Annotated in this window: 19 protein-coding genes; 6 read left to right on the top strand and 13 right to left on the bottom strand. The window is 71.3% G+C overall.

The window, feature by feature from the left end; genetic code table 11:
* Positions 1-146 precede the first annotated feature (146 nt).
* Complete coding sequence (locus tag ACIQCZ_RS05050) at positions 147-1,751, top strand: alpha/beta hydrolase (RefSeq protein WP_402279811.1); 1,605 nt, start codon at positions 147-149, stop codon at positions 1,749-1,751.
* A 339-nt stretch (positions 1,752-2,090) separates the two neighbouring features.
* Positions 2,091-3,671, top strand: a complete 1,581-nt coding sequence (locus tag ACIQCZ_RS05045) for an alpha/beta hydrolase (RefSeq protein WP_402279809.1) — start codon at positions 2,091-2,093, stop codon at positions 3,669-3,671.
* Between the two features lie 142 nt (positions 3,672-3,813).
* Here the strand turns inward: ACIQCZ_RS05045 and moeZ are convergent, their stop codons facing one another.
* The 12 genes from moeZ to ACIQCZ_RS04985 all read right to left on the bottom strand — a co-directional run bounded on the left by moeZ (position 3,814) and on the right by ACIQCZ_RS04985 (position 18,549).
* Complete coding sequence (gene moeZ, locus ACIQCZ_RS05040; protein WP_114246509.1) at positions 3,814-4,992, bottom strand: adenylyltransferase/sulfurtransferase MoeZ; 1,179 nt, start codon at positions 4,990-4,992, stop codon at positions 3,814-3,816.
* An 85-nt stretch (positions 4,993-5,077) separates the two neighbouring features.
* Positions 5,078-5,902: a spherulation-specific family 4 protein gene (locus ACIQCZ_RS05035; protein WP_402279808.1), complete on the bottom strand. Its 825-nt coding sequence runs from the start codon at positions 5,900-5,902 to the stop codon at positions 5,078-5,080.
* Positions 5,890-6,855 (bottom strand): NAD-dependent epimerase/dehydratase family protein, encoded by a 966-nt coding sequence (locus ACIQCZ_RS05030; protein ID WP_376217821.1) that lies wholly within the window; start codon positions 6,853-6,855, stop codon positions 5,890-5,892. The genes ACIQCZ_RS05035 and ACIQCZ_RS05030 overlap by 13 nt, the downstream gene beginning before the upstream one ends.
* Positions 6,856-7,010: 155 nt before the next feature.
* Positions 7,011-8,432: a hypothetical protein gene (locus tag ACIQCZ_RS05025; protein ID WP_402279806.1), complete on the bottom strand. Its 1,422-nt coding sequence runs from the start codon at positions 8,430-8,432 to the stop codon at positions 7,011-7,013.
* 85 nt (positions 8,433-8,517) lie between these two features.
* Positions 8,518-10,350: a DUF3492 domain-containing protein gene (locus ACIQCZ_RS05020; protein WP_402279805.1), complete on the bottom strand. Its 1,833-nt coding sequence runs from the start codon at positions 10,348-10,350 to the stop codon at positions 8,518-8,520.
* Between the two features lie 189 nt (positions 10,351-10,539).
* The gene (locus ACIQCZ_RS05015; RefSeq protein WP_402279803.1) at positions 10,540-12,138 is read right to left on the bottom strand and encodes a dipeptide ABC transporter ATP-binding protein; all 1,599 of its coding nucleotides are present in this window, start codon (positions 12,136-12,138) and stop codon (positions 10,540-10,542) included.
* A complete protein-coding gene (locus ACIQCZ_RS05010) occupies positions 12,135-13,124 on the bottom strand; it encodes an ABC transporter permease (protein WP_402279802.1) in 990 nt (329 codons plus the stop codon). The genes ACIQCZ_RS05015 and ACIQCZ_RS05010 overlap by 4 nt, the downstream gene beginning before the upstream one ends.
* Complete coding sequence (locus ACIQCZ_RS05005) at positions 13,121-14,110, bottom strand: ABC transporter permease (protein WP_402279800.1); 990 nt, start codon at positions 14,108-14,110, stop codon at positions 13,121-13,123. The genes ACIQCZ_RS05010 and ACIQCZ_RS05005 overlap by 4 nt, the downstream gene beginning before the upstream one ends.
* Positions 14,107-15,831, bottom strand: coding sequence for an ABC transporter substrate-binding protein (locus ACIQCZ_RS05000; RefSeq protein ID WP_402279798.1), 1,725 nt, complete (start codon positions 15,829-15,831; stop codon positions 14,107-14,109). The genes ACIQCZ_RS05005 and ACIQCZ_RS05000 overlap by 4 nt, the downstream gene beginning before the upstream one ends.
* 230 nt (positions 15,832-16,061) lie before the next feature.
* On the bottom strand, positions 16,062-16,157 hold the full coding sequence (locus ACIQCZ_RS04995) for an Ms4533A family Cys-rich leader peptide (RefSeq protein ID WP_322110005.1): 96 nt from the start codon (positions 16,155-16,157) through the stop codon (positions 16,062-16,064).
* A gap of 167 nt (positions 16,158-16,324) precedes the next feature.
* The gene (locus ACIQCZ_RS04990) at positions 16,325-17,578 is read right to left on the bottom strand and encodes a DUF3152 domain-containing protein (protein ID WP_402279796.1); all 1,254 of its coding nucleotides are present in this window, start codon (positions 17,576-17,578) and stop codon (positions 16,325-16,327) included.
* Between the two features lie 8 nt (positions 17,579-17,586).
* The gene (locus tag ACIQCZ_RS04985; RefSeq protein WP_402279795.1) at positions 17,587-18,549 is read right to left on the bottom strand and encodes an alpha/beta fold hydrolase; all 963 of its coding nucleotides are present in this window, start codon (positions 18,547-18,549) and stop codon (positions 17,587-17,589) included.
* 109 nt (positions 18,550-18,658) lie between these two features.
* Here ACIQCZ_RS04985 and ACIQCZ_RS04980 point away from each other — a divergent pair, with 109 nt between their 5' ends.
* From ACIQCZ_RS04980 to ACIQCZ_RS04965, 4 genes are all read left to right on the top strand, one after another.
* Entirely contained in the window at positions 18,659-18,874 is a 216-nt protein-coding gene (locus tag ACIQCZ_RS04980; RefSeq protein ID WP_351075510.1) for a hypothetical protein, read from the top strand.
* 168 nt (positions 18,875-19,042) lie between these two features.
* Entirely contained in the window at positions 19,043-19,684 is a 642-nt protein-coding gene (locus ACIQCZ_RS04975; RefSeq protein WP_239227244.1) for a TetR/AcrR family transcriptional regulator, read from the top strand.
* 142 nt (positions 19,685-19,826) lie between these two features.
* Positions 19,827-20,054 carry a DUF3107 domain-containing protein gene (locus tag ACIQCZ_RS04970; RefSeq protein WP_218105578.1) on the top strand — a complete coding sequence of 76 codons (228 nt, stop codon included), beginning with the start codon at positions 19,827-19,829 and terminating at the stop codon, positions 20,052-20,054.
* A 235-nt stretch (positions 20,055-20,289) separates the two neighbouring features.
* On the top strand, positions 20,290-20,559 hold the full coding sequence (locus ACIQCZ_RS04965) for a hypothetical protein (protein ID WP_402279793.1): 270 nt from the start codon (positions 20,290-20,292) through the stop codon (positions 20,557-20,559).
* Between the two features lie 214 nt (positions 20,560-20,773).
* Here the strand turns inward: ACIQCZ_RS04965 and ACIQCZ_RS04960 are convergent, their stop codons facing one another.
* The gene (locus tag ACIQCZ_RS04960; protein ID WP_402279791.1) at positions 20,774-21,508 is read right to left on the bottom strand and encodes a ferritin-like fold-containing protein; all 735 of its coding nucleotides are present in this window, start codon (positions 21,506-21,508) and stop codon (positions 20,774-20,776) included.
* Between the last annotated feature and the right edge of the window lie 208 nt (positions 21,509-21,716).

The raw sequence follows: 21,716 nt of genomic DNA, 5'->3' as shown, positions 1-21,716 counted from the left end.
CCGGCCCGCCTCCCCGACCCCGGCCGGACGTTCGCAGGGCCGGTCTCTGACATCCGCAAGACCGGTCGGCCGATCGGGCGAGAGACCCGCCACCCGCTTGGACCGTGCCCCGTGCACCGGTCCGGTTCCCGCCGCACGATGGGGCCATGAGGACCTCTCCCGCCCTGCGTGCCGCCGCTCTCGCCGCCGCCGTCACCGTGCTCCTTCCCCTCACCGCCTGCTCGGAGAGCGGCAACAAGGACGGCCCGGACGGGCCCCGGAGCTCTCCCCTCGCGGAGAACGCCGCCGACGCGAGCACCTCCGGCGACCTCGCCTCCCAGAAGCTCACCTGGAAGCCGTGCCCTGCCCCGTCCCCAGCACAGGGCAGTGGGAACGTGCCGACGCCGCTGCCTGGCGGACCCCCCTGGGAGTGCTCCTTCATGAGGGTGCCGCGCGACTACGCGAAGCCGCACGGCGAGACCATCGAGCTGGCACTCATCCGGGCCAGGGCCAGGAACCCGGCCAAGCGGATCGGCTCCCTCATCTTCAACTTCGGCGGCCCCGGCGCCTCCGGTGTGGCCACCCTGCCCGCCTTCGGCACCGACTACGAGAAGCTTCGCTCCCGCTACGACCTGGTCAGCTTCGACCCGCGCGGGGTCGGCCGCAGCGCGGGCGTGGAGTGCGAGACCGACCAGCAACTCGATGTCCGCTACGAGAGCGACGGCACTCCGGACACCGTCGCCGAGGTGAATTCCTTCGTCAAGGACACCAAGATGTACGCGTTGGCCTGCAAGAAGAACTCCGGCAAGGAACTCCCCTACGTCGGCACCACCAACGCCGCCCGCGACATGGACCTGATGCGTCAGGTGCTCGGCGACAAGAAGCTGTACTACTTCGGCATCTCCTACGGCACCGAACTGGGCGGCGTGTACGCCAACTTGTTCCCGAAGAACGTCGGCAGGTCGGTGCTGGACGGGGTGGTGAACCCGACCCAGAACTACGAGCAGGCCTCACTCGGCCAGGCCAGGGGGTTCCAGCTCGCGCTGGACAACTTCACCAAGGACTGCGCGGCCCGCGGCGACGCCTGCAAGCTCCCCGGAGCCACCGGGAAGGAGGTCGAGCAGGGGATCTCCGAGCTTCTCGCCAGGCTGGAGAAGAAGTCGATCCCGGGGCTCGGGTCCCGGCAGCTGACGCAGACCCTGGCCACCACCGGCATCGCGGCCGCCCTCTACTCCAAGGAGACCTGGCCGCTGCTGGAACAGGGCGTCGACGAGGCCGACGGCGGGAACGGCGCGCTGCTCCTCGCCCTCGCCGACTCGCTGAACGGCCGTTCCGAGAACGGTCGCTACGACAACTCGATGGCTGCCAACACCGCCATCAGCTGCGCCGACTCCAAACAACGCTTCACCGCGGATCAGACCAAGACGAGACTTCCGAAGTTCCGGGCCGCCTCGTCGCTCTTCGGCGACTATCTGGGCTGGGGCCTGATGACCTGCACCGGCTGGCCGGTGGCGGGCGCCTGGGACACCCCGGACGTCGGCGCCCCCGGCGCACCCCCCATCGTCGTCATCGGCAACACCGGTGACCCGGCGACCCCGTACGAGGGAGCGAAGGCGATGGCCGACGCGCTGGGCAAGGGTGTGGGGGTGGAGCTGACGTACGAGGGCCAGGGGCACGGCGCGTACAACAGCGGCAACGCGTGTGTGCAGAGAACCGTGGGCGCCTATCTGCTCGACGGTACGGTTCCGGCGGCCGGCACCGTCTGCAGATGAGCAACCGGCCCGAGACGCCCTGGATGCATCGGTCACGAGCGTCGTCGACGCGGAGGGCTTGATCGAAGGCGAAGTCCTCCGGCGCGGTGGCGGTGTCCCGGCTCCACACCGCACACGGCCCAAGGGCGTCCCGTAGTCCCTGGTGGATCGGCGCGCGGCGTCGGATGCGGTGCACCGCAGGACGGGGGGCGTCCGCAGATCGGACGCATGCGGACGTTCCGACACGCGGCGAGGTGCCGTACCTGTCGTCGTGCGGCCACGAGGGGTGACGGGAGAGCCTTAGCATGGACGCACTTTCTGTACGTCGTTGTGAACCCGCACATCGGGGAGGACGCACACGTGGTCGGACACGCACGCGCCGGGGCTCTGGCCGGCGCCGCACTTCTGCTGACAGGCCTGCTCGCGGGCTGTGACAGCAGCACGGACGACAAACCGGCCGACCGGACGGACACCGGCGCGGCGTCCGTGTCCGGCGGTTCGTCCGCCACGCCGGACGGGCGGCCGGGCTCACCCCGGCTGCCGACGGCCCTCACCTCCCAGCAGGTGGACTGGAACAGCTGCAAGGCCCCTGCGGGCGGCAGCGAACCCGGTGACGACTGGCAGTGCGCCACGGTCGAGGTACCGCTGGACTACACGAAGCCGGACGGCGACACCATCGGGATCGCGGTGATCCGCAAGAACGCCCGGGGCGAGGCCCGGCGCCTCGGCGCGATGCTGTTCAACTTCGGCGGCCCCGGCGGTTCGGGAGTCTCGATACTGCCGCGGCTCGCCGACTCGTACAGCAAGCTCAACACCCGCTACGACCTGGTGAGTTTCGACCCGCGCGGGGTCGCGGCCAGCGCGGGGGTCAACTGCCGTACCGACAAGGAGACGGAGGACGCCAACCGGAAGGTCGACATGACCCCGGACACGCCGGCGGAGGAGGCGGCGTTCATGAAGGACGGCGCGGACTTCGGCGCCGGCTGCGAACGCCGCTCCGGCAAGGTACTGCCGTACGTCGGTACGGCCAACGCGGCCCGGGACATGGATCTGATCCGTCAGGTGCTGGACGAGAAGAAGCTCAACTACTTCGGCATCTCCTACGGAACGGAACTCGGCGGCACCTACGCCCATCTCTTCCCCGAACACGTCGGCCGGACCGTCCTGGACGCCGTCGTCGACCCGACCGCGGACGCGGTCGGGCACGCGCGCAACCAGGCGACCGGATTCCAGCGGGCACTGGAGAACTACCTCAAGGACCGCGGCCAGGACCCGAAGAGCGGAACGCAGCGCATCGCCCGGCTGCTGGAACGGATCGACAAGAAGCCGCTGCCGACCGGCTCGGGCCGTGAGCTCAACGAGTCGCTGGCCCTCACCGGCATCGTCATGCCGCTCTACTCCAAGAGCAGCTGGCCGTATCTGACCCGGGCACTGGACGAGGCCGAGAAGAGCGGCACCGGCACCATGCTGCTGCAACTGGCCGACGGGTACAACGGCCGCGACGAGAAGGGGCACTACGACACCCAGAACCACTCGCAGCGCGCCATCTCCTGCGCGGACAGCAGGCTCCGGCCGACGGCGGCCGAAGCACGGGCCCTGCTGCCCGAGTTCCGGAAACTGTCCCCGGTGTTCGGCCCCTTTCTGGCATGGGACACGGCCGGCTGGTGCGCACAGTGGCCGGTGAAGGGCGAGCACGACCATCCGGAGGCGAGCGCCCCCGGCGCCGGTCCGATCCTGGTCGTCGGTACGACCGGCGACCCGGCGACGCCCTACGAAGGCGCCCGGAGGATGGCGGACGAGCTGGGCAGGGGCGTCGGCATCATGCTCACCAACAAGGGCGAGGGGCACGGCTCGTACGGCGAGAGCGCGTGCGTGACGGCGACCGTGGACGCGTACTTCCTGGACGGGAAGGTTCCGGCGGACGGCAAGACCTGCTCGTGACGCACGATGTGTACAAGACCTGCTCGTGACGCACGGTGTGTACAAGACCTGCTCGTGACGCACGATGTGCACACGTCCAAGGGGCCGGTCCGCAGCGCGCGGGCCGGCCCCTTCGGCAGGTGTGTGCCGGTACGGCAGTCGTTCAGTACACCGGCTTCTCGGGCTCGATCTGGTTGACCCAGCCGATCACGCCGCCGCCCACGTGCACCGCGTCGGCGAAACCCGCCGACTTGAGGACCGCGAGGACCTCGGCGCTGCGGACACCGGTCTTGCAGTGCAGGACGATGCGCTTGTCCTGCGGGAGGTCCTGGAGGGCGTTGCCCATCAGGAACTCGTTCTTCGGGATCAGCCTGGCGCCGGGGATCGAGACGATCTCGAACTCGTTCGGCTCACGGACGTCGATGATCTCGATCTTCTCGTCCGCGTCGATCCACTCCTTGAGCTGCTTGGGAGTGATCGTGGAGCCGAGCGCCGCCTCCTGGGCCTCCTCGGACACGACGCCGCAGAAGGCCTCGTAGTCGATGAGCTCGGTGACGGTCGGGTTCTCGCCGCAGACCGCGCAGTCGGGGTCCTTGCGAACCTTGACCTGGCGGTACTGCATTTCCAGGGCGTCGTAGATCATCAGCCGGCCGACCAGCGGGTCACCGATGCCGGCGAGCAGCTTGATGGCCTCGGTGACCTGGATGGAGCCGACCGAGGCGCAGAGCACCCCGAGCACGCCGCCCTCGGCGCAGGAGGGGACCATGCCCGGCGGGGGCGGCTCCGGGTAGAGGCAGCGGTAGCAGGGGCCGTGCTCGGACCAGAAGACGGACGCCTGGCCGTCGAACCGGTAGATCGAGCCCCAGATGTACGGCTTGTTCAGCAGTACCGCCGCGTCGTTGACCAGATAGCGGGTGGCGAAGTTGTCCGTGCCGTCCACGATCAGGTCGTACTGCGCGAAGATGTCCATCACGTTGTCGGCTTCGAGCCGCTCCTCGTGCAGGACCACGTTCACGTACGGGTTGATGCCCAGCACCGAGTCCTTGGCGGATTCGGCCTTGGAGCGGCCGATGTCCGCCTGGCTGTGGATGATCTGGCGCTGCAGGTTCGACTCGTCGACCTCGTCGAACTCCACGATGCCGAGCGTTCCGACACCGGCGGCGGCCAGGTACATCAGGGCCGGCGAACCGAGACCGCCCGCGCCGACACAGAGCACCTTCGCGTTCTTCAGCCGCTTCTGCCCGTCCATCCCGACATCCGGGATGATCAGGTGGCGGGAGTACCTGCGGACCTCGTCGACGGTGAGCTCAGCAGCTGGCTCGACCAGGGGTGGCAGCGACACAGGAACCTCAACAATGCAGGTGGTCGGTTTCTACGTACTTCATCTACGTACGGTTGTTCTTCCGGTAACACTGCCACGCCCCTTCTCATTCCGAGATACCAGGTCCGATCCGCGAGACGATTTCGTCCCAGTAGCTGGGCAGCGCCGCGAATGGGTCCGTTTGTCCGTGTCGATCGTCCCGGTCCGTGAAGAAGATGGTGCCCGCGCCCTGCCAGCGGGCGATACGCATGGCCTCTTCGAGGTGGGTGCGCGGAACCCCGTGAACGAAGTGCGCGAACCGCTCCGGCGGATAGGCGGCGGTCCACTCCGCCACCTGCGACCAGCGGTAGTCGGTCCAGCGGCCGGAGAAGGTGACCAGTTGATCGGCGGCCTCGGCATAGCCCGGGTGGGGGTGGGTGCCCAGCCCCAGCACCAGCGGACCGATCCCCTCGCCGCGGTCGCCGTGTTCGAGGAGCGTGGCGAGTGTGCTGGTGAGACGGCGGACCGCCGGGAGTCCGGCCCGCTCGGCCGGGCACCGGCCGAGATAGAAGCCGTCGACGCGGTACCAGTCGAGGAAGGACTGCGCGTCGGCGATCAGCTCCCCGAACGGGCGGCTGCCGAAGGCCAGATCGAGATGGCCGAGCAGCCGCCCGCCCGCCGCACGCACGGAGTCCTGCGGGACATCGCCGTGCACCGCCCGCTCCCGTGCGTTGCGGAGCCGGCCCGCGGCCTCCAGACAGTGCGGGTCGGGGCGGGCTCCGGGGCCGGAGTCGATGTCGAGGACCGCCCAGTGCAGCGGGGTGCCGGGGCGGACCAGCTCGGCCCACTCGGTCGGGGCGAGCAGCGGATGCGCGTATCCGGGGACGCCGAAGCCGAGCTGTTCGGCGCCACTGGTCCGGCGGACGGTGCCGGTGGGGGTCAGATACGGCACGCCGCCTCCATCCAGATGTCGGCGAGGGACTCCTCCAGATTGATCCGGGGGCGCCAGCCGAGCCGGTCCCTGGCGGTGCGCACGTCGGCCTGCTGCCAGGCGCCGCAGCCGTCGGGGTAGGGGGACGGGGTCGCCGAGAGGTGCTCGATGACCGACTCGGTCGAGGTGCGCGGGGCTCCGATGGGCAGCCGGGGCGGGGGCGAGTCGAGCTCGTGGAGCGCGCCCGCGTATCCGGCGACCCTGGCGAGGACGGCGGCCGCGTCCCTCAGCCGCACGGCACGGCCGGTGCCGATGTTGACGACGCCCTGCGCGGCGGAGAGCGAGGCGGCGTGCACGGCGCGCGCGACGTCGCGTACGTCGACGAAGTCGCGCTGCACGCCGAGGCCACTGAGCTTCAGCTCGCCGTCGCCGGACTGCATGGCCCGGCGCATCGCCTCGGCGAGCCTGCCGAGTGGGGAGCCGGCCGGGGTGCCGGGGCCGACCGGGGAGAAGACCCGCAGCACCACCGCGTCGAGGCCGGAACCGAGGACGAGCTCGGTGGCGGCGAGCTTGCTGACGCCGTACGGGCCGCCGGGGCGCGGAATCGCGTCCTCCGCGGTCGACGAGCCGGGCTGCGAGGGCCCGTACTCCGAGGAACAGCCGACCTGGACGAGCCGGGCCGTACAGCCGCTGCGCCGCATCGCCTCGCAGACGGTGGCGACGGCGACGGTGTTGTGGCGGGTCAGATCGCGGGCCCCGCCCCGGGTGGCACCGGCGCAGTTGACGACGACTCCGGGGTGGACGGCGTCCAGGAAGCGGGTCAGCGCGCCGGGGCTGCCGCCGGCGAGGTCGAACCGTACGTCGGCGTCGTCGCCGCGGCCGAGCGCCGTGAGGTGCACGGCGGGGTCGGCGAGCAGGCGGTCGGCCACGAAACGGCCGAGGAATCCGTTGGCTCCGAGCAGCAGCACCCTCATCGTGCGCCCCCTTGGTGCCGACGGCCGGCTGCCGGTGCGGGGGATTGGGGGGTCATGTCCGGTGTCTCCTTGAGGAAGTGAGGTGCGGTACGGGGAAAAGGACCCGCGGCGTCGGCTCCGCGGGGTGTTCGGGTGGTGCGGCTCCGGTCGCGTGGTTACGCGGTGGTGCGGGTTTCGTCGCCGGAGTGGGCCGGGGTGTGGACGGACGCCCGGCAGAGGACGACGGTGGCGGTGATCAGCAGTCCGAGCGCGGCTGCGCCACAGGCGACGGCGGGTACGGCTCCGGTGCCCGCCGCCGCGACGAGGACGTCGACGGGGCGGGCGAGGAAGTGCAGACCGGGCAGCCGCCCGGCCAGCACCAGGGCGGGAGCCAGGGCTTCTGCGGCACAGGCGGCGGCGAGTCCGGCGGCGGCGTGCCCGGGGAGGCCGTGGACGCTCAGCAGCCGGGCCAGCAGGAGCAGCACCCCGAGCGCGGCCGCCCCGACGAAGGAGCCGCCGCCCCCGTGTCCCAGATGGGCGAGGTACAACAGCCCGGCGAGGGCGCCCAGGTGGAGCACGACGGCCCCGAGCAGCAGGGGGCGCACGCCTGCGGCGAACTCCTCCAGCGCACGACTGCCGTTGAGTCTGCGGTGCGCGTGGGCGGAGAAGAGGTGCGCGCACCAGGCGGCCGGGGCGACGGAGAGTGCCAGCCCCAGCAGCGGTGCGGGGGTGATCGTCCAGGGGCCTTCGGGGCCGCCGCTGAGGACCTGGTCGAGCAGCGCGTCGCCGTAGAGGACGTAGCCGAGGAGCCAGCAACCGTAGACATGGGCGGTGCCCGAGGAGCCCTTCCCGGCGTGCAGGGGGCCGCTGCGCAGGCTGAGGACGAGACCGATGAGTGCGACAACCGCTCCTATGAGGGTGATCACCAGCCGTCCCCGGCCGCCGAGAGCACCCTCCGTGAGCCTCAGCGTTCCGGCGGTCGCGAGGCAGGCAGCGCCCGGTACCAACGCGCGGAGCGTCCAGACGGCGCGTGTTTCGGTGTCACGCTCCGGCGCGCGGAGCCCTGTTGCGGGCTCCCCCGTGACGGCGGGTACCCGGGCGAAGAGCTCCTCGGCGAGCGAGAAGACATCGCGGTGCCGGTAGCGGGCGGCGGCCCGGTCGGTGACGCCATGGGCTTCGAGCCCGGCGGCGATCTCCAGCGGATCGACGGCCCGCTCGCACAGCGCGCGATGGCGGTGCATCAGCGTTTTCACGGGGTCGGCGGGACCGCGGCGCGAAGCGCCGGGCCTGCGTACCGGAGCGGCGCTCGCGATCTCGGGGGCGCGAGGGGCGGCCGCCTGCTCTCCGGCCTCCGGTTCTCCGGTGGGCTGCCCACCGGAGCTCTCCTCTCCGGCGGGCCGTTCTCCGGCACCCGGCACGTCGACGGACTGCGCTGCGGCAGCCGGCCCCCCGGCGACATCGTCCCCGGCGACTTCCTCCGCGACGACGGCCTCGTCGGGCGCGACGGACTCGGAGACCAGGGCCCGGGAGCGGAGGTCCCAGCTTCCGCCCGCTGCTGGTGCGGCGGGTGCGTCGGACACCCCGGTCGGGCGGCCCATGGTGATTCCTCCGTGATCGTCGCCGACTGCGCCGGACCGTCCGGGGGCGCCGCCGCGGCCCGGACCGGCCGTCCCCTGTTCCTGTTCACACATCGCCGCCACCCGCTCCCCGCGCCCCGGCGCAGACGGCGCTGGGCCCGACGGCCCAGCCGGGTGTGCGGTCGGCCGCGGCCGCCGGGGCAATGGCCGTCCACGGGCCCTGGACCTGCGCCTCCGGCGGGGTGGCGAACGGGCGCGGTTCGCCGTCGGCGTCCACCGCGTCGGCCTCCCTGTGCACCGGGGCGCGCGAGATCAGCTCCAGGTACATGCCGCGGAATGCCGCGAGGTTCTGCTCGACGGTGAAGAGTTCGATCGCGCGGGCGCGCGCCGCCGCTCCGAGCCGCGCGCGGCGCTCGGGATCGCGCAGCAGCGCCAGGCAGGCGTCCGCGAGCGCCTTGGGATTGCGCGGGGGCACCACCAGCCCGGTACCGCCGATGACTTCGACCACCGCGCCGACGTCCGTCGACACCGTGGCCCGTCCGCAGAACATCGCTTCGACCAGACCGGTGGGGAAGCCTTCGACCACACTGGACAGGACGACGACCCCACCCGCCGCATAGGCCTCCGGCAGATCCCGCACCTCGGCTCCACCGATGTCCTCGAAGGAGACCGGGTTGTCGCCGACGGCGTGTGCGTCCGTGGCCTCGTCGGGGAACAACTGGGCGGCGAGCGCCCGGCAGTGCGCGAGGTATCCGGCGCCGTCCGGGCCCTGCGCCGCCGCGCCGATGATCCGCAGCCGGGCGTCCGGTTCGGCCTTCCGTACTTCCGCGAAGGCGTGCAGCAGCGCGATCAGGTCCTTGGCGGGCTCGATCCGGCCGACCCACACCAGCGTGTCGTCGGGACCGCTGTCGCCGCTCTCCCCCAGCGCCGCGAACCGGCCGGACTCCATGCCGGCGTGGACGGTACGCAGCTTCTCGCGTGCGGCACCGCACCGTTCCTGCCAGTGGCGGGCGTGGGTGTCGCCCGGGGTGACGATCGCGGCCTGCCGGTACACCTCGCCGGCCAGCCGCCCGTGGAAGCCGGCGAGCAGGGCGCGTACCGGCGCGCTCAGGGGTGAGTCGCTGATGGCGAGGTAGTGCTCCCGCAGCCTCACGCCGTGCTCGGTGACCAGCAGCGGAACCCCGAAGAAGCGTTTGGCCAGCAGTCCCGGCAGGGCCGCGGCCCCGCCCGACGTGGCGTGGCAGAGGTCGACCGCCCCTAGGCTCTCCTCGTCGTACCAGTCGAGGGAGAGCGGGCGCAGCACCCGGTCGATCTCCCGGGCGAGGACGAGGAGGTCGGGGACGGCGGCGGTCCGGACGATGCGTCCGGTGCCCGGGGCGCGGCAGGCGGATTCGAGTACGCGCAGGGCGGCCTCGGAGCGGAGTGCGGCGGGCAGCCCCCCGTGCTCGCGAGCCAGTTCGGCGAGTCCGTACAGGCCCTCGGCGAACCGCGTGTCCGCGACACCGACGGCCCCGCGCCCCTCGTCGGCGCGTTCACCGGAGCCCGCGGTCGTGCCCGCGGCTTCGTCACCACCCGGCGCACCCGGCGCACCCGCCGCGCAGACAGCGGTCACGAGAGCCGTGTAGTGCGCCGTGAACCGCTGCCGTTCGCGCCGTCCGTACGGGCGAGCGCCCCCGCCCGTCACCAACCGGGCGAGCAGCCCCTTGGGGACGCGGCCGCCCGGGGTGTCCACGTCGGCCGTCCACAGCGGTGCCGTGCGCACCCGGCCGACCTGTGTCGGGAGCGGGACCCGGCCCCGTGCCTCCTGTTCGGCCCAGTGACCGAGCGCGAAGAGATCGAACTCGTGTTGCGCGAGCCCGCGCACCAGACGGTCGCACCAGAGCCCGGTCTCACCGGTCGCATACGGGTAACCACCGTCGGTGAGGAGTCCGATCCGCACGAGTACACCCCCGATCTCCCTTGTGGCGGCCGCCGTCGGGACGGCGACTCACAGCGGGACGACCGTAAGCGGATACGCCGGTGGCGCGACGGACGGTTGTCCGTCGCGCCACCGAAAGGGGTGAACCGTCGTAACTTTCCCGCTCCAGCGACGTTCAGTCGCGCTATGGGAGCGATCGGTTACGGGGAGTCAGGTTGCGGCCAGCTCCTTGCGGGCTGCGCGGCGGACCGCCGCGAGCGCCGGGTCCAGCGCGGGAACGGCGGCCAGGAGCTGCTTGGTGTACGGGTCCCGGGGGTCCTGGTACACCCGGTCCACCTCGCCCTCCTCGACGATCCGGCCCCGTCGCATGACGGCGACCCGGTCGCTGACCTGCCGCACGACGGCGAGGTCGTGTGCGATGAAGACCAGCGCCAGACCGAGCTCCCGCTGCAACTGCGCCAGCAGGGCGGTCACCTGGGCCTGGGTGGTGACGTCGAGCGCGGAGACGGCCTCGTCACAGACGATCAGCTCCGGCTCGGCGGCCAGCGCCCGCGCGATCCCGACGCGCTGGCGCTGGCCGCCGCTGAACTCGTGCGGATAGCGGTCGTACTGCGCGGGGTCGAGCCCGACCCGCTCCAGCAGGTCCCGCACCCGTGCCCGGATCACGGCCTCGTCGCGCTCCCCGGCCGCCCGCAGCGGATCGGCGACCGACTCACCTATCGAGCGGCGCGGGTTGAGCGAGGAGACGGGGTCCTGGAAGACCATCTGCACCCGCGCCCGGCGGGTCAGGAGCCCCGAGGTGGGCTCCAGCAGTCCGACGAGCATCCGCCCGAGGGTGGTCTTCCCGCTGCCGCTCTCGCCGACGACGCCGAGGGTCTCACCGCGGCGGACGGTGAGCGAGACACCGTCGACGGCGGCGAGGGCGGACGTGCCCCTGCCGAACACCTGCCGCACGTCGACGGCTTCGACGAGCACCTCGCCGTCCGCGGGTGCCGGGCTCTCCTCGGCGGCCTCCGGGCGGTCCCGGACCCTCGGCTCCGCCACTCTCGGCACCGCCGCCAGCAGCGCCCGTGTGTACGGTTCGCGCGGCGCCACGAGCACCTCGCCCACCGGACCCCGTTCCACCGCCCGTCCCGACTGCATGACCAGCACCTCGTCGACCGATTCGGCCGCCACGCCCACGTCGTGCGTGACCAGCAGCAGCCCCATACCCGTCTCGTGCCGCAGCCGGTGCAGCAGGTCCAGGATCTGCGCCTGGACGGTGACGTCCAGGGCGGTCGTCGGCTCGTCGGCGATCAGCAGCTGGGGCTCGCAGGCAAGGGCCATGGCGATCAGCGCCCGCTGCCGCATCCCACCGGAGAACTCGTGCGGCCGGGAACGGGAGCGCCGTGCCGCGTCGGGAATCCCGACCCGGTCCAGCACCTCGACGGCCCGGGCCCGCGCCGCCCGCCGGGAGACCCGGTTGTGCACCCGGTACACCTGGGCGATCTGGTCGCCCACCGCGTAGTACGGGTCCAGCGAGGACAACGGATCCTGGAAGACCATGGCGGCCTTCGCGCCCCGCAGGGCCCGCAGTTCCGCGTCGTCCGCCGCGGTCACATCCACCCCGGCGACCCGGATCGAACCGCCGACCCTGGCTCCGGTCCCCCGGTGCAGTCCGAGCAGGGCGTACGCCGAGGCGCTCTTGCCGGAGCCGGACTCGCCGACGACGCCGAGCGCGCCACCGGCCTCCAGCGAGAACGACAGCTTCTCCACCGCCCGCACATCACCGAACGAGATCGAGAGATCGGAGACCTCGACCAGGCTCATGCCAGCACCACCCTTCGGTCGGCCGTCGCCTGCAGGATGTCCGCGACGGCATTGGCGAGGACGACGAAGAAGCCGGTGACGAGCACCAGACCGACGACCACCGGAAGGTCCACGTGCTTCACGGCGTCCACGAGTTCGCGGCCGACCCCCGGAATCCCGAAGAGCGATTCGGTGAGTACGGCGCCGCCGAACATCGATCCGATGTCCAGTGCGCCGAGCGCGATCACCGGCGCCAGCGCACCGCGCAGCGCGTGCCGCCCCACGAGCGCCCGTTCGCCGACCCCGTACGCCCTGAAGGTGCGCACGTGGTCCTCGGCCAGGGTCTCCAGCATCGAGGCGCGGGTCATCCGGGCGTACGGGGCCGCGGAGACCAGCGCCAGCGAGATCCAGGGCAGCAGCAGGTTCCAGGCCCACTGCTCCGGGTTCTCGGTGAGCGGCACGTAGTCGGGGAACGGCAGGATCTGGAGCGCCGTGACCAGGATGATGATCAGCAGCAGCCCGATGACGAAGACCGGCGTCGCCATGCCGGCCAGGGTGATCCCGGTGAGGATGCGCTCGGTCGGCCGGCCGCGCCGCCACACCGAGAGCAGCCCGGTCCCGACGCCGAGCAGCATCCACAGCACGAACGCGCCGAGGGCGAGCGAGGCGGTGGCCGGGAGCTTGGCCAGGATCAGCTCGGTGACCTGCTGGTCGCTCTGGTACGAGAGCCCCAGGCAGGGGGCCTGGCAGTGCAGCACCCCGGTCCCGGTCGAGTAGTCGCGTCCGACGAAGAGCCCCTGGAGGAAGTGCGCGTACTGCACGTACAACGGGTCGCCCAGGTTCAGCTGTTCGCTGACCTGCGCCACCTGCGCGGGCGAGCAGCGCGGACCGCAGGCGATCTGCGCGACGTCGCCCGGGGCGACGTAGAAGGCCGCGTAGACGACGACGCTCAGCGCGAGCAGCACGAAGAGCGCACCGCCGAGGCGCCTGAGCAGGAACCACCTCATGCGTCGGCCTCCTTCTTCCGTCCGGTGCCGACCCGCAGCCGGGACTCGGCGCGCGGGTCGAGTGCGGTGCGTACGCCCTCGCCGAGGACGGTCAGCGCCAGCACGGTGACGAACAGCAGCAGGGCGGGGATCAGCAGATAGGTGGGGGCGGCCTGGTACCAGGTGTCCGCGTCGCTGAGCATCTGTCCCCAGGACGGTGTGGGCGGCTTGATGCCGACACCGAGGAAGGACAGCGCCGCTTCGACGACGATGTCGGCCGGGAAGAGCAGCACGGCGTACGTGATGACGGGCGCGGCGAGCGCGGGCAGCAGTTCGCGTCCGGCGATCTGCCAGGAGTTCCACCCGCTGAGCCGGGCGGCGGCGACATGGTCGAGCGATTTCAGCGCGAGCGTCCGGGCGCGCACGATCTTCGAGATGCCGGACCAGCCGACCAGGCCGATGATCACGGCGATCAGGACCGGGCGCGGGAAGCTCCTGGGGACGACGGCGAGCGCGCCGAGCGCGATCACCATCACGGGCAGCGCGACCACGACGTCGGTGACCCGGCTGAGCACCTGGTCGACGAGACGGTTGCCGAGCCCGGCCGCGAAACCGATGCCGACCCCGATGACCACTTGGAGCAGGGTGGCGGCGAGCGCGACGCCGAGCGAGACGCGTGCGCCGTACACGACGCGGGCGAACAGGTCGCGTCCGGTGAGCGGTTCGACGCCGAGCCAGTGCTCGGCGCTGATCCCGCCGAAGGAGCCGAGCGGTACCCCGCCGGTGGCGGAGTCGACGAGATCCGGGTGGTAGGTGGTGGGGTCCTGGCCCTCGATGGCCGCCAGCAGCGGCGCGGCCAGTGCGACCAGGACCAGCAGGGCGACGACGACGGCCGCCACGAGGGCCGAGCGCCGCTTGCGCAGCCGTCGCCAGAACGGATGGGCCCCGGAGGCGGGGGCCTCGACGGCCCCCGCCTCCTCGGCCGGCAGTGCTTCGGCCGTGGTCACTTGACCGCGACCTGCGAGATGTCGAGCACACCGGTCCAGTCACTGATGACGACGTTCTTGACGGACTCGCCGTACAGGCGCTTGTAGACCGGGTGGAACAGCGGCACGGTGAGCGCCTGCTCGCCGACCTTCTCGTCCAGCGCGCCCCAGCGCTTCGCGGCTGCGCTCAGGTCGGTCAGCTTGTTGATCTCGTCGATCTCCTTGTTGACCGCGGGGTCGTTCAGCTGGGCGGAGTTGAAGTTGTAGCCGGCCTTGACGATCTGGCGTCCGTCGAAGACCGGTGCGAAGAACGGACCGCCGGACGGCCAGTCGGCGCCCCAGCCGCCGAGGAAGAAGCCGGGCTCGCTCTTCACGTTGTAGACCGTGTCGGAGTAGTCGTTGCTCTCCAGGCCCTGGAGCTCGACCGTGATGCCCGCCTTCTTCAGCGCTTCCTGGAGCGCGGTGGCGATCTCCGGGCCGGTGGCGAAGTCCTTTTCGTTGGAGTGCGTGAGGGTGACGGTCAGCCCGCCCGGGTAGCCGGCCTCCTTCAGCAGTTCCCTGGCCTTGGCCGCGTTGCCGGACCTCCCTGCCGGGAAGTGGTCGTACGGGGTGTGGCCGAAGGCCTTCTGGTCGGGGAGGAAGGTGGTGGCGGGCTCGGCGAGCGAGGAGCCGCCGGCCGCGTTGACCACGGAGGAGCGGTCGACGGCGTACGCGATCGCCTGACGCACCTTCGGATCGTCGAAGGGCTTCACCTTCGGGTTGAAGGCGATGTAGTTGGTGTAGCCGAAGTGGCCGGTGCCGACACGGGCGGCGAGCTTCTTGTCGCCGGTGATCTTGGCGAGCTCGGACGGGCCGAGATTGGTGTCGGTGGTGACGGCGGCGGCGTCGGCGCCCCGCGACGCGGACAGGCGCTGGTTGATGACGGCGGAGTCCAGCCCGGAGCGGACGTCGATCCGGTCGGGGTAGGCCTTGCGCTCCTCGTCGGTCGCCGCCGACCAGTGCGGGTTGCGCTCCAGGACGAGGCGCTCTCCGTCCCCCTCGTTCCTGACGACCTTGTACGGCCCCGAGGAGATCGGGTGCTCCTCGTACTTGGTGCCCTTGTCCTTGGCCTTCGGCACCGGGGTCGTCTGGGTCTGCGTGGCCAGGAAGGGGAATTCGCCCTCCGGCTTGTTGAGGTGGAAGACGATCGTCTTCGCGTCGGGCGTCTCGATCGAGTCGAGGCCCTTCTTGTCCTTGTACGGGCCCTGGTAGTCGGCCCCGCCGATCAGCCAGTCCCGCAGGTAGGGCGCGCCGCCGGAGAGTTCGGCGGCGAAGGAGCGCTCGATGCCGTACTTGATGTCGGCACTCGTGATCGCGGTGCCGTCCTCGTACTTCAGACCGTTCTTGAGCGTGTACGTCCACACGGTGGCGTTCTTGCTGGGCCTGCCCAGGTCGGTCGCCAGGTCGGGGACGACCTTCGCGCCGGCCGCGCCGTCCTCCCGGTTGCGGGTGGTGAGCGTACGGAAGACGAGGGACGGGACGTTGCCGCCGCCGGAGGTGTAGAGGCGAGCGGGGTCGAAGTCGGACTGCGGTTTGCTGTTGAGGACGGTGAGTGTGCCGCCCTTGTGGGACGTGCCCGCCGCGCCGGTGTTGCCGTCGCTGTCCTTGCTGTCCTGGGGTCCGCAGGCCGCGGCACCCGCAGCCACGACGATTACTGCGGCGGCCGCTGCCACGCGGCGCGATATGACGGACGGTTGACGCATCGGAAGATGACCTCTCGGAATACTGCCTGAAGAAATGAACGAGGGATTTCCGCGCAGGCAGCAACGAGGGCGAGTGGATACAACCGGTCGGCACATGGGAAGAGATGGCCGGAAATCACTGACACTGTCGCGCCTGCGGACGGAGTACGCCCGGAGCGCGGCAGTCAGGGACGGCCGTCCGAGGCCGGTTCAGGTCTCGGACGGGGGGCCGACGCGCACTCGGGCAGGCGTCAGCAACAGTGGATGTCGGCGACGCTGTGCCCGGTCACGCCGATGAGCGCCAGCTCTATGGCGGCGCGCTCAGGGGTGACGGGGCTGCGTGACATGCCGAGAAATATGGATCACCGTCCAGGGGATGTCAACGCGAAATGAGACACCCATCTCGACATACGGACGGATTCTGGGTGTGGCGACCCGGGTCCCTCGGAAGGCACGGCGGCCGGCCCGGTCGGGTGGGCGGCCCAGCACACCCCCGAGCCCTGCCTCTTCCGATTCAACTGGCGGGGTACACCCAGGGGTTGGGCCGGCACTTGATCCCGTCGATGTCCAGGGACTTGGTCTGCTGCTGCATCACCGGAGCGAGCGCTCCCCGCGTGCGGCAACTCACATGGTTGTGGCCCAGCCGGTGACCGACCTCATGGTTGATCAGCATCCGGCGGTAGGCGAAGAGTTTGTCCGGACCGAACGTCGACGACCCCTGCGCCCAGCGGTAGGCGTTGATCATCACGCGTTCGGTCGCGGCGGAGTCGCACGAGACGTTGTCCACCGTCGTGTCCAGGCCCGACTTCCGGCACCAGTCCCCGGTGGTCCCGGGACTGGCCAGGGTGATCACGAAATCGGGGTCGCCGGAGGAGATCCGCTCGAACGTCATGGCGCCGTCGTGCGCCCAGCTGCGGTCGTCGTTGAGCGTCTCCTGGACGGCTCGGGCGAAGAGCCCCGCATCGAGCCCGAGGCCCTTCTCGACATCGATGCGGTAGCGGTACTTGTGCCCGCGGCCCGGGGCCTTCGCCGAGCCCGGAACCGTCTCGAACTTCCCGGACGCGTGGAGCTTCGGAGCGAGCGGATAGGCCTTGGCCATCTTCTCCGCGTACGAAAGGGGCTTGACCTGCGCCGGCTTCGGGGTCGTCCGGTCGTCCGAGCGGGATGCGTCCTCGGTGCCGTCCCGGTCGACGCCCGCGGACCGCGCGGTGTCGGCGCCACCGTCGTCGTGGGCGACCTGTCCGGCCACGACCACCGCGAGCACGGTGGTCACCGCGGCGGCCGCGATGCCGGTGAACGTGCGGCCCCGGGCGCTCCTGGCGGACGCCGGTGCACCGGTGTCACCGCTCGACGGCTGCTCGCCGTGCTCACCGACCGAGCCGTTCGGATCGGCCGACGGGGCGGGCGGGGCGAAAGGCCCCCGGGGTGCGGGCGGAGCGGGTGGCGCGTCGAAGGCCTCGACGAACTCGCGCCGCGGCCCGGGCACCAACGGCCGGGCCCCCGTCTGCTGAGCACGCCGGGGCACCGTCTGCTGCGGGCCGGTCCCCCAGCCGCCGCCGGATTCACGCTGTTCGGGGTGGCCGCCGCGGACCTGGCCGGTGTGCTGGAACGGGGCGTGCCCGTCCGTACCGGCCGGCGCATCGGCCGATTTCCGACGCCGCCCGCTGCCGGGCCCCGAGCGGACGCCTTCCCGGCCGGCGCCCGCGTCCGCGAGGGCCTCGGTATCGCCCCCCGTGGTTGCGGGGCCCTTTCGGCTGTGTCGTCCCACGCCCCGGATCAGCTCCCGCCGAGTTCGTCGAGCAGATCCCGGAACGCCTGGGCGACCGCCTCCGGGTACTCCATCATCGCCACGTGCCCCGCGTCGGGCAGTGTCAGCAGTCGCGAATCGCGGAAGGCCGCGGACGCCCTGCGTGCCATCCGGTACGAGACGAGCTGGTCCCGTCCGCCGTACACGAGCTGGGTCGGTGCGAGCACCCGCTCGGCCTGGCGCCACAGTCCGTGCTGCCCGCCCAGCGTGTACGCGTCGACGATGCCACGTGCCGAGCGCGCCATCGCGTCCCAGAAGTACGGCAGTTCCAGCCGACGCTCCATTTCGGCCACCGCTTCACGGAAGCCCGACTCGGAGACGCGCGCCGGATCGCCGTAACAGAGTGCCATGACACCGCGCGTGCGTTCTTCGGCGGTCCAGTCCCTGGTCATACGGGCGAACATCTTGGCGACACCCGGAACGGCGAGCAGTCCGGTCGGCGCGGCGGAACGCTGCACCCGGATCTCGGGCAGTGCGGGCGAGACGAGGGTGAGGGTGCGCACCAGGTCGGGACGGACCGCCGCGACCCGGGTGGCCACGGCACCGCCGAGTGAATTGCCGAAGAGATGAACCGGTCCGCGCTCCGCCGCGTCGAGGAGGCGGATCACGGCGCGGGCATGCCCGGTGACCGAGTAGTTGCCGTCGTCCGGCGGCGGCGAGTCCCCGAAACCGGGCAGGTCGACCGCCTCCCCGTCCACCAAGTCCTGGAGCAGCGGCATCAGCGCCGACCAGTTCTGGGAGGAGCCGCCGAGCCCGTGCACATAGAGCGCGGGCGGCAGCCCGGTCCGCTCCGGCGGCCGGGTCCGGACGGTCAGTGTCAGACCGGGCAGCGCGACGGAGCGCAGCTCCTCGCCCTCCGCGACCCTGACGGTGCTCACCGTGGGGGCCACCGCGGCGGCGGCACGGGCGCCCGGCAGCTCGGTCGAAGACATGCGGCAATGTTACGAGACGATCACACCACGAATCATGTGTTCGCGGTCACAGACCGCATAGCGGCTCGCAGGGGTAGCTCCTAGGCTCGTAGCGAGGAAGGGAGTCACCATGACGGTCGACCCCAGTGACCCGGAAACCTTCGAGGACATCCAGCCGGACGAACCGGACCAGGAGACGCCCCGGGCGGACGCCGCCGAGCAGCGGACCGATCTCCAGCAGCGGCGCGACGCACCGCTCACGGACATCGACCGGGACAGCGCCAATGAGGCGGATGCGGCGGAACAAGCTCGTGTGGTCGCACAGGATGAAGACGATTACCGCTGATTCGCCCCGTTTTGCCCTACCGGTCGACGAATCTGCGGCTACCGCAGCCGTCCGGTCCGTGAAATTCTGCGTCCGCGCCGCGCGCACCCGGGTTACCCAAAAGTACGATGGCGGTACGGCGCAGCGTGCACGGAAAGGCTGTGTCCGATCACATATTTGGGAGGCGGCGTGACAGCCATCGAGCAGACCGAGGCGGCGCGTCCGCGAGGCACTCGACTGCCTCGCCGCGCCCGACGCAACCAGCTGCTGGGCGCCGCGCAGGAAGTATTCGTGGCGCAGGGTTACCACTCCGCGGCCATGGACGACATCGCGGAACGGGCCGGGGTCAGCAAGCCGGTGCTCTATCAGCACTTCCCGGGCAAGCTGGAGCTCTATCTGGCCCTGCTGGACCAGCACTGCGAGTCATTGCTCCAGGCGGTCCGTACGGCGCTGGCGTCGACGACCGACAACAAGCTCCGCGTCGCCGCGACGATGGACGCGTACTTCGCGTACGTGGAGGACGAGGGCGGCGCCTTCCGTCTGGTCTTCGAGTCGGACCTGACCAACGAGCCCGCCGTCCGCGAGCGCGTCGACCGGGTCTCGTTGCAGTGCGCGGAGGCGATCTCCGACGTCATCGCCGGGGACACGGGACTGTCCAAGGACGAGTCCATGCTGCTCGCGGTCGGCCTGGGCGGCGTCTCCCAGGTGGTCGCCCGCTACTGGCTCTCCAGCCGGTCCGCCATCCCGCGCGACACCGCGGTTCAGCTGCTCACCTCGCTGGCATGGCGGGGCATCGCGGGCTTCCCGCTGCACGGCATCGAGCAGCACTGACGGCTGCGGCCGGGTCCGGCCGGCGCCCGTGTTCGCTGCGGGCGTGGCCCACCGGCCCCTGACGGCTCCCCTCAGCGGGCTAATGTGTGCTGCGTACGGCGCGGTTCACCGCGCAGGGACTGACCGTCGGAGGGACATAGCCGTGGAGGTCAAGATCGGGGTGCAGCACACGCCCCGGGAGATCGTTCTGGAGAGCGGGCTTTCCGCCGAAGAGGTCGAGAGCACGGTCGCCGAGGCTCTCACCGGTAAGGCGCAGCTGCTCAGCCTCACGGACGAGAAGGGCCGCAAGGTCCTGGTGCCGGCCGACCGGATCGCGTACGTGGAGATCGGCGAGCCCAGCACGCGCCGCGTGGGATTCGGCGCGCTGTAGGGCGGCGCGCTCAGTGGTCGTGACAGCGGCCCGGCGGGGATCCCCCCGCCGGGCCGCTGTCCGTTCCGGCACCCGGTCCGGTCCGCGGCTCCGTCCGTGCTCACCGTCCGCGTTTCCGCCCGTCGGGGCGATTCCTGTGTGCGAACCCGGTACGAGGAGGGTTGCGTTCCGCCACCCTCGGGTAGTACCGCTAACGACCGATTTACCCGCCCCGCAACACGCGAGGTGATCATCTGTGATTCTGGAACCTCTCGGCTCCGTCGTGCTCGGACTCGCCCTGGCCTGGCTGGGGCTCCACTCGCTGTCCGACCGGCTCCCGTCCCGCCGTGCCGTCTTCACCACCGGCGCTCTGGGAGCCCTGTTCGGCGCGTTTCTCACGCACTCGGTGCTGGGACCGGGCCACTCGGTGGCCACGCTGGTCGGCGCGGCGCTGGTCGGGGCCGTGACGCTCTCGCTGCTGATCCGCCCCCGAAGTCACCGACTGAGCCGCTCAGCGGCGGCCTGAGAGCCTGTCGGGTGACCTCGGACCGGATGGCGGACGCGGTCCGGTGCGTGCGATTCCGAGGCGGAGGAGGGAGTCGACGCAGAGCGTCGGCGACCGACGACGACGCGGGAAGCGCACGCACCGGGGCGTGGCCGCCCGGTCGGAGGCCACCCGGCAGGCTCTGAGAGCGTCCGGCATCCGTACGGACGGACGCCGGACTGCCGGGGTGAAGGTGCTACGCGGCCAGGCCCAGCGCGGCCATCCGCTTGGTGTGCGCCTCGGTGATCCGCGAGAACATCCGCCCGACCTCCGCCAGGTCGAACCCGTCCGCCACGCCGCCCACCAGCATCGTCGACAGCGCGTCACGGTCGGCCACCACCCGCTGCGCCTGCGAGAGCGCCTCGCCCATCAGCCGGCGCGCCCAGAGCGCGAGGCGGCCGCCCACACGCGGGTCGGCCTCGATCGCGGCGCGCACCTTCTCCACGGCGAAGTTGCCGTGTCCCGTGTCGTCGAGCACGGCGAGGACGAGGGAGCGGGTGTCCGAGTCGAGCCGGGCGGCGACCTCGCGGTAGAAGTCACTGGCGATCGAGTCGCCGACGTAGGCCTTGACCAGGCCCTCCAGCCAGTCGGACGGAGCGGTCTGGCGGTGGAAGTCGTCGAGCGCCTTGGCGAACGGCTCCATCGCGCCGGTCGGCTCCACCTCGATCGCGGCCAGCCGGTCCGTCAGCCGCTCGAAGTGGTGGAATTCGGCGGAGGCCATCTTTGCCAGCTCCGCCTTGTCGGCCAGCGTCGGCGCGAGCTTGGCGTCCTCGGCGAGCCGCTCGAAGGCCGCCAGCTCCCCGTAAGCAAGTGCTCCCAGCAGGTCCACGACCGCTGCGCGGTACTGCGGCTCCACGGATGCGGTGGCCCAGTCCTGGGCGGCGATCCCGGTGAGCACGGGGGCTTCGTTGGCGTTGTCAGGCGTCTCCATGAAGCGCAGAATAGCCCGCCCGACGGGGGACGGAAGGGCCTGGCCGGCCAGTGACATCACACCGTTCCGATGAATTCGCCCAACACACATGCGCAAATCCGGGGTACAGTGGTATTGCGTCTACTCAGTATTTTGGGTTGGTGACGCGAAATTGAATGAGGATGCCCGGTCGGTGGCCCGATCGGCTCCGACCCGACAGCCCTCCGCG

It is taken from the genome of Streptomyces sp. NPDC093149, from assembly GCF_044754145.1.
GTDB lineage: Bacteria > Actinomycetota > Actinomycetes > Streptomycetales > Streptomycetaceae > Streptomyces.
This window is presented reverse-complemented; position numbering and strand designations above follow the sequence as displayed.

What these genes read in the sequence shown, in the direction of transcription:
- ACIQCZ_RS05015 (WP_402279803.1), bottom strand. Translation starts at nt 12,138, where the DNA reads ATGAGCCTGGTCGAGGTCTCCGATCTCTCGATCTCGTTCGGTGATGTG.
- ACIQCZ_RS04995 (WP_322110005.1), bottom strand. Translation starts at nt 16,157, where the DNA reads ATGTCACGCAGCCCCGTCACCCCTGAGCGCGCCGCCATAGAGCTGGCG.
- ACIQCZ_RS05025 (WP_402279806.1), bottom strand. Translation starts at nt 8,432, where the DNA reads ATGGGCCGCCCGACCGGGGTGTCCGACGCACCCGCCGCACCAGCAGCG.
- ACIQCZ_RS05010 (WP_402279802.1), bottom strand. Translation starts at nt 13,124, where the DNA reads ATGAGGTGGTTCCTGCTCAGGCGCCTCGGCGGTGCGCTCTTCGTGCTG.
- ACIQCZ_RS04985 (WP_402279795.1), bottom strand. Translation starts at nt 18,549, where the DNA reads ATGTCTTCGACCGAGCTGCCGGGCGCCCGTGCCGCCGCCGCGGTGGCC.
- ACIQCZ_RS05000 (WP_402279798.1), bottom strand. Translation starts at nt 15,831, where the DNA reads ATGCGTCAACCGTCCGTCATATCGCGCCGCGTGGCAGCGGCCGCCGCA.
- ACIQCZ_RS05030 (WP_376217821.1), bottom strand. Translation starts at nt 6,855, where the DNA reads ATGAGGGTGCTGCTGCTCGGAGCCAACGGATTCCTCGGCCGTTTCGTG.
- ACIQCZ_RS04980 (WP_351075510.1), top strand. Translation starts at nt 18,659, where the DNA reads ATGACGGTCGACCCCAGTGACCCGGAAACCTTCGAGGACATCCAGCCG.
- ACIQCZ_RS05050 (WP_402279811.1), top strand. Translation starts at nt 147, where the DNA reads ATGAGGACCTCTCCCGCCCTGCGTGCCGCCGCTCTCGCCGCCGCCGTC.
- ACIQCZ_RS04960 (WP_402279791.1), bottom strand. Translation starts at nt 21,508, where the DNA reads ATGGAGACGCCTGACAACGCCAACGAAGCCCCCGTGCTCACCGGGATC.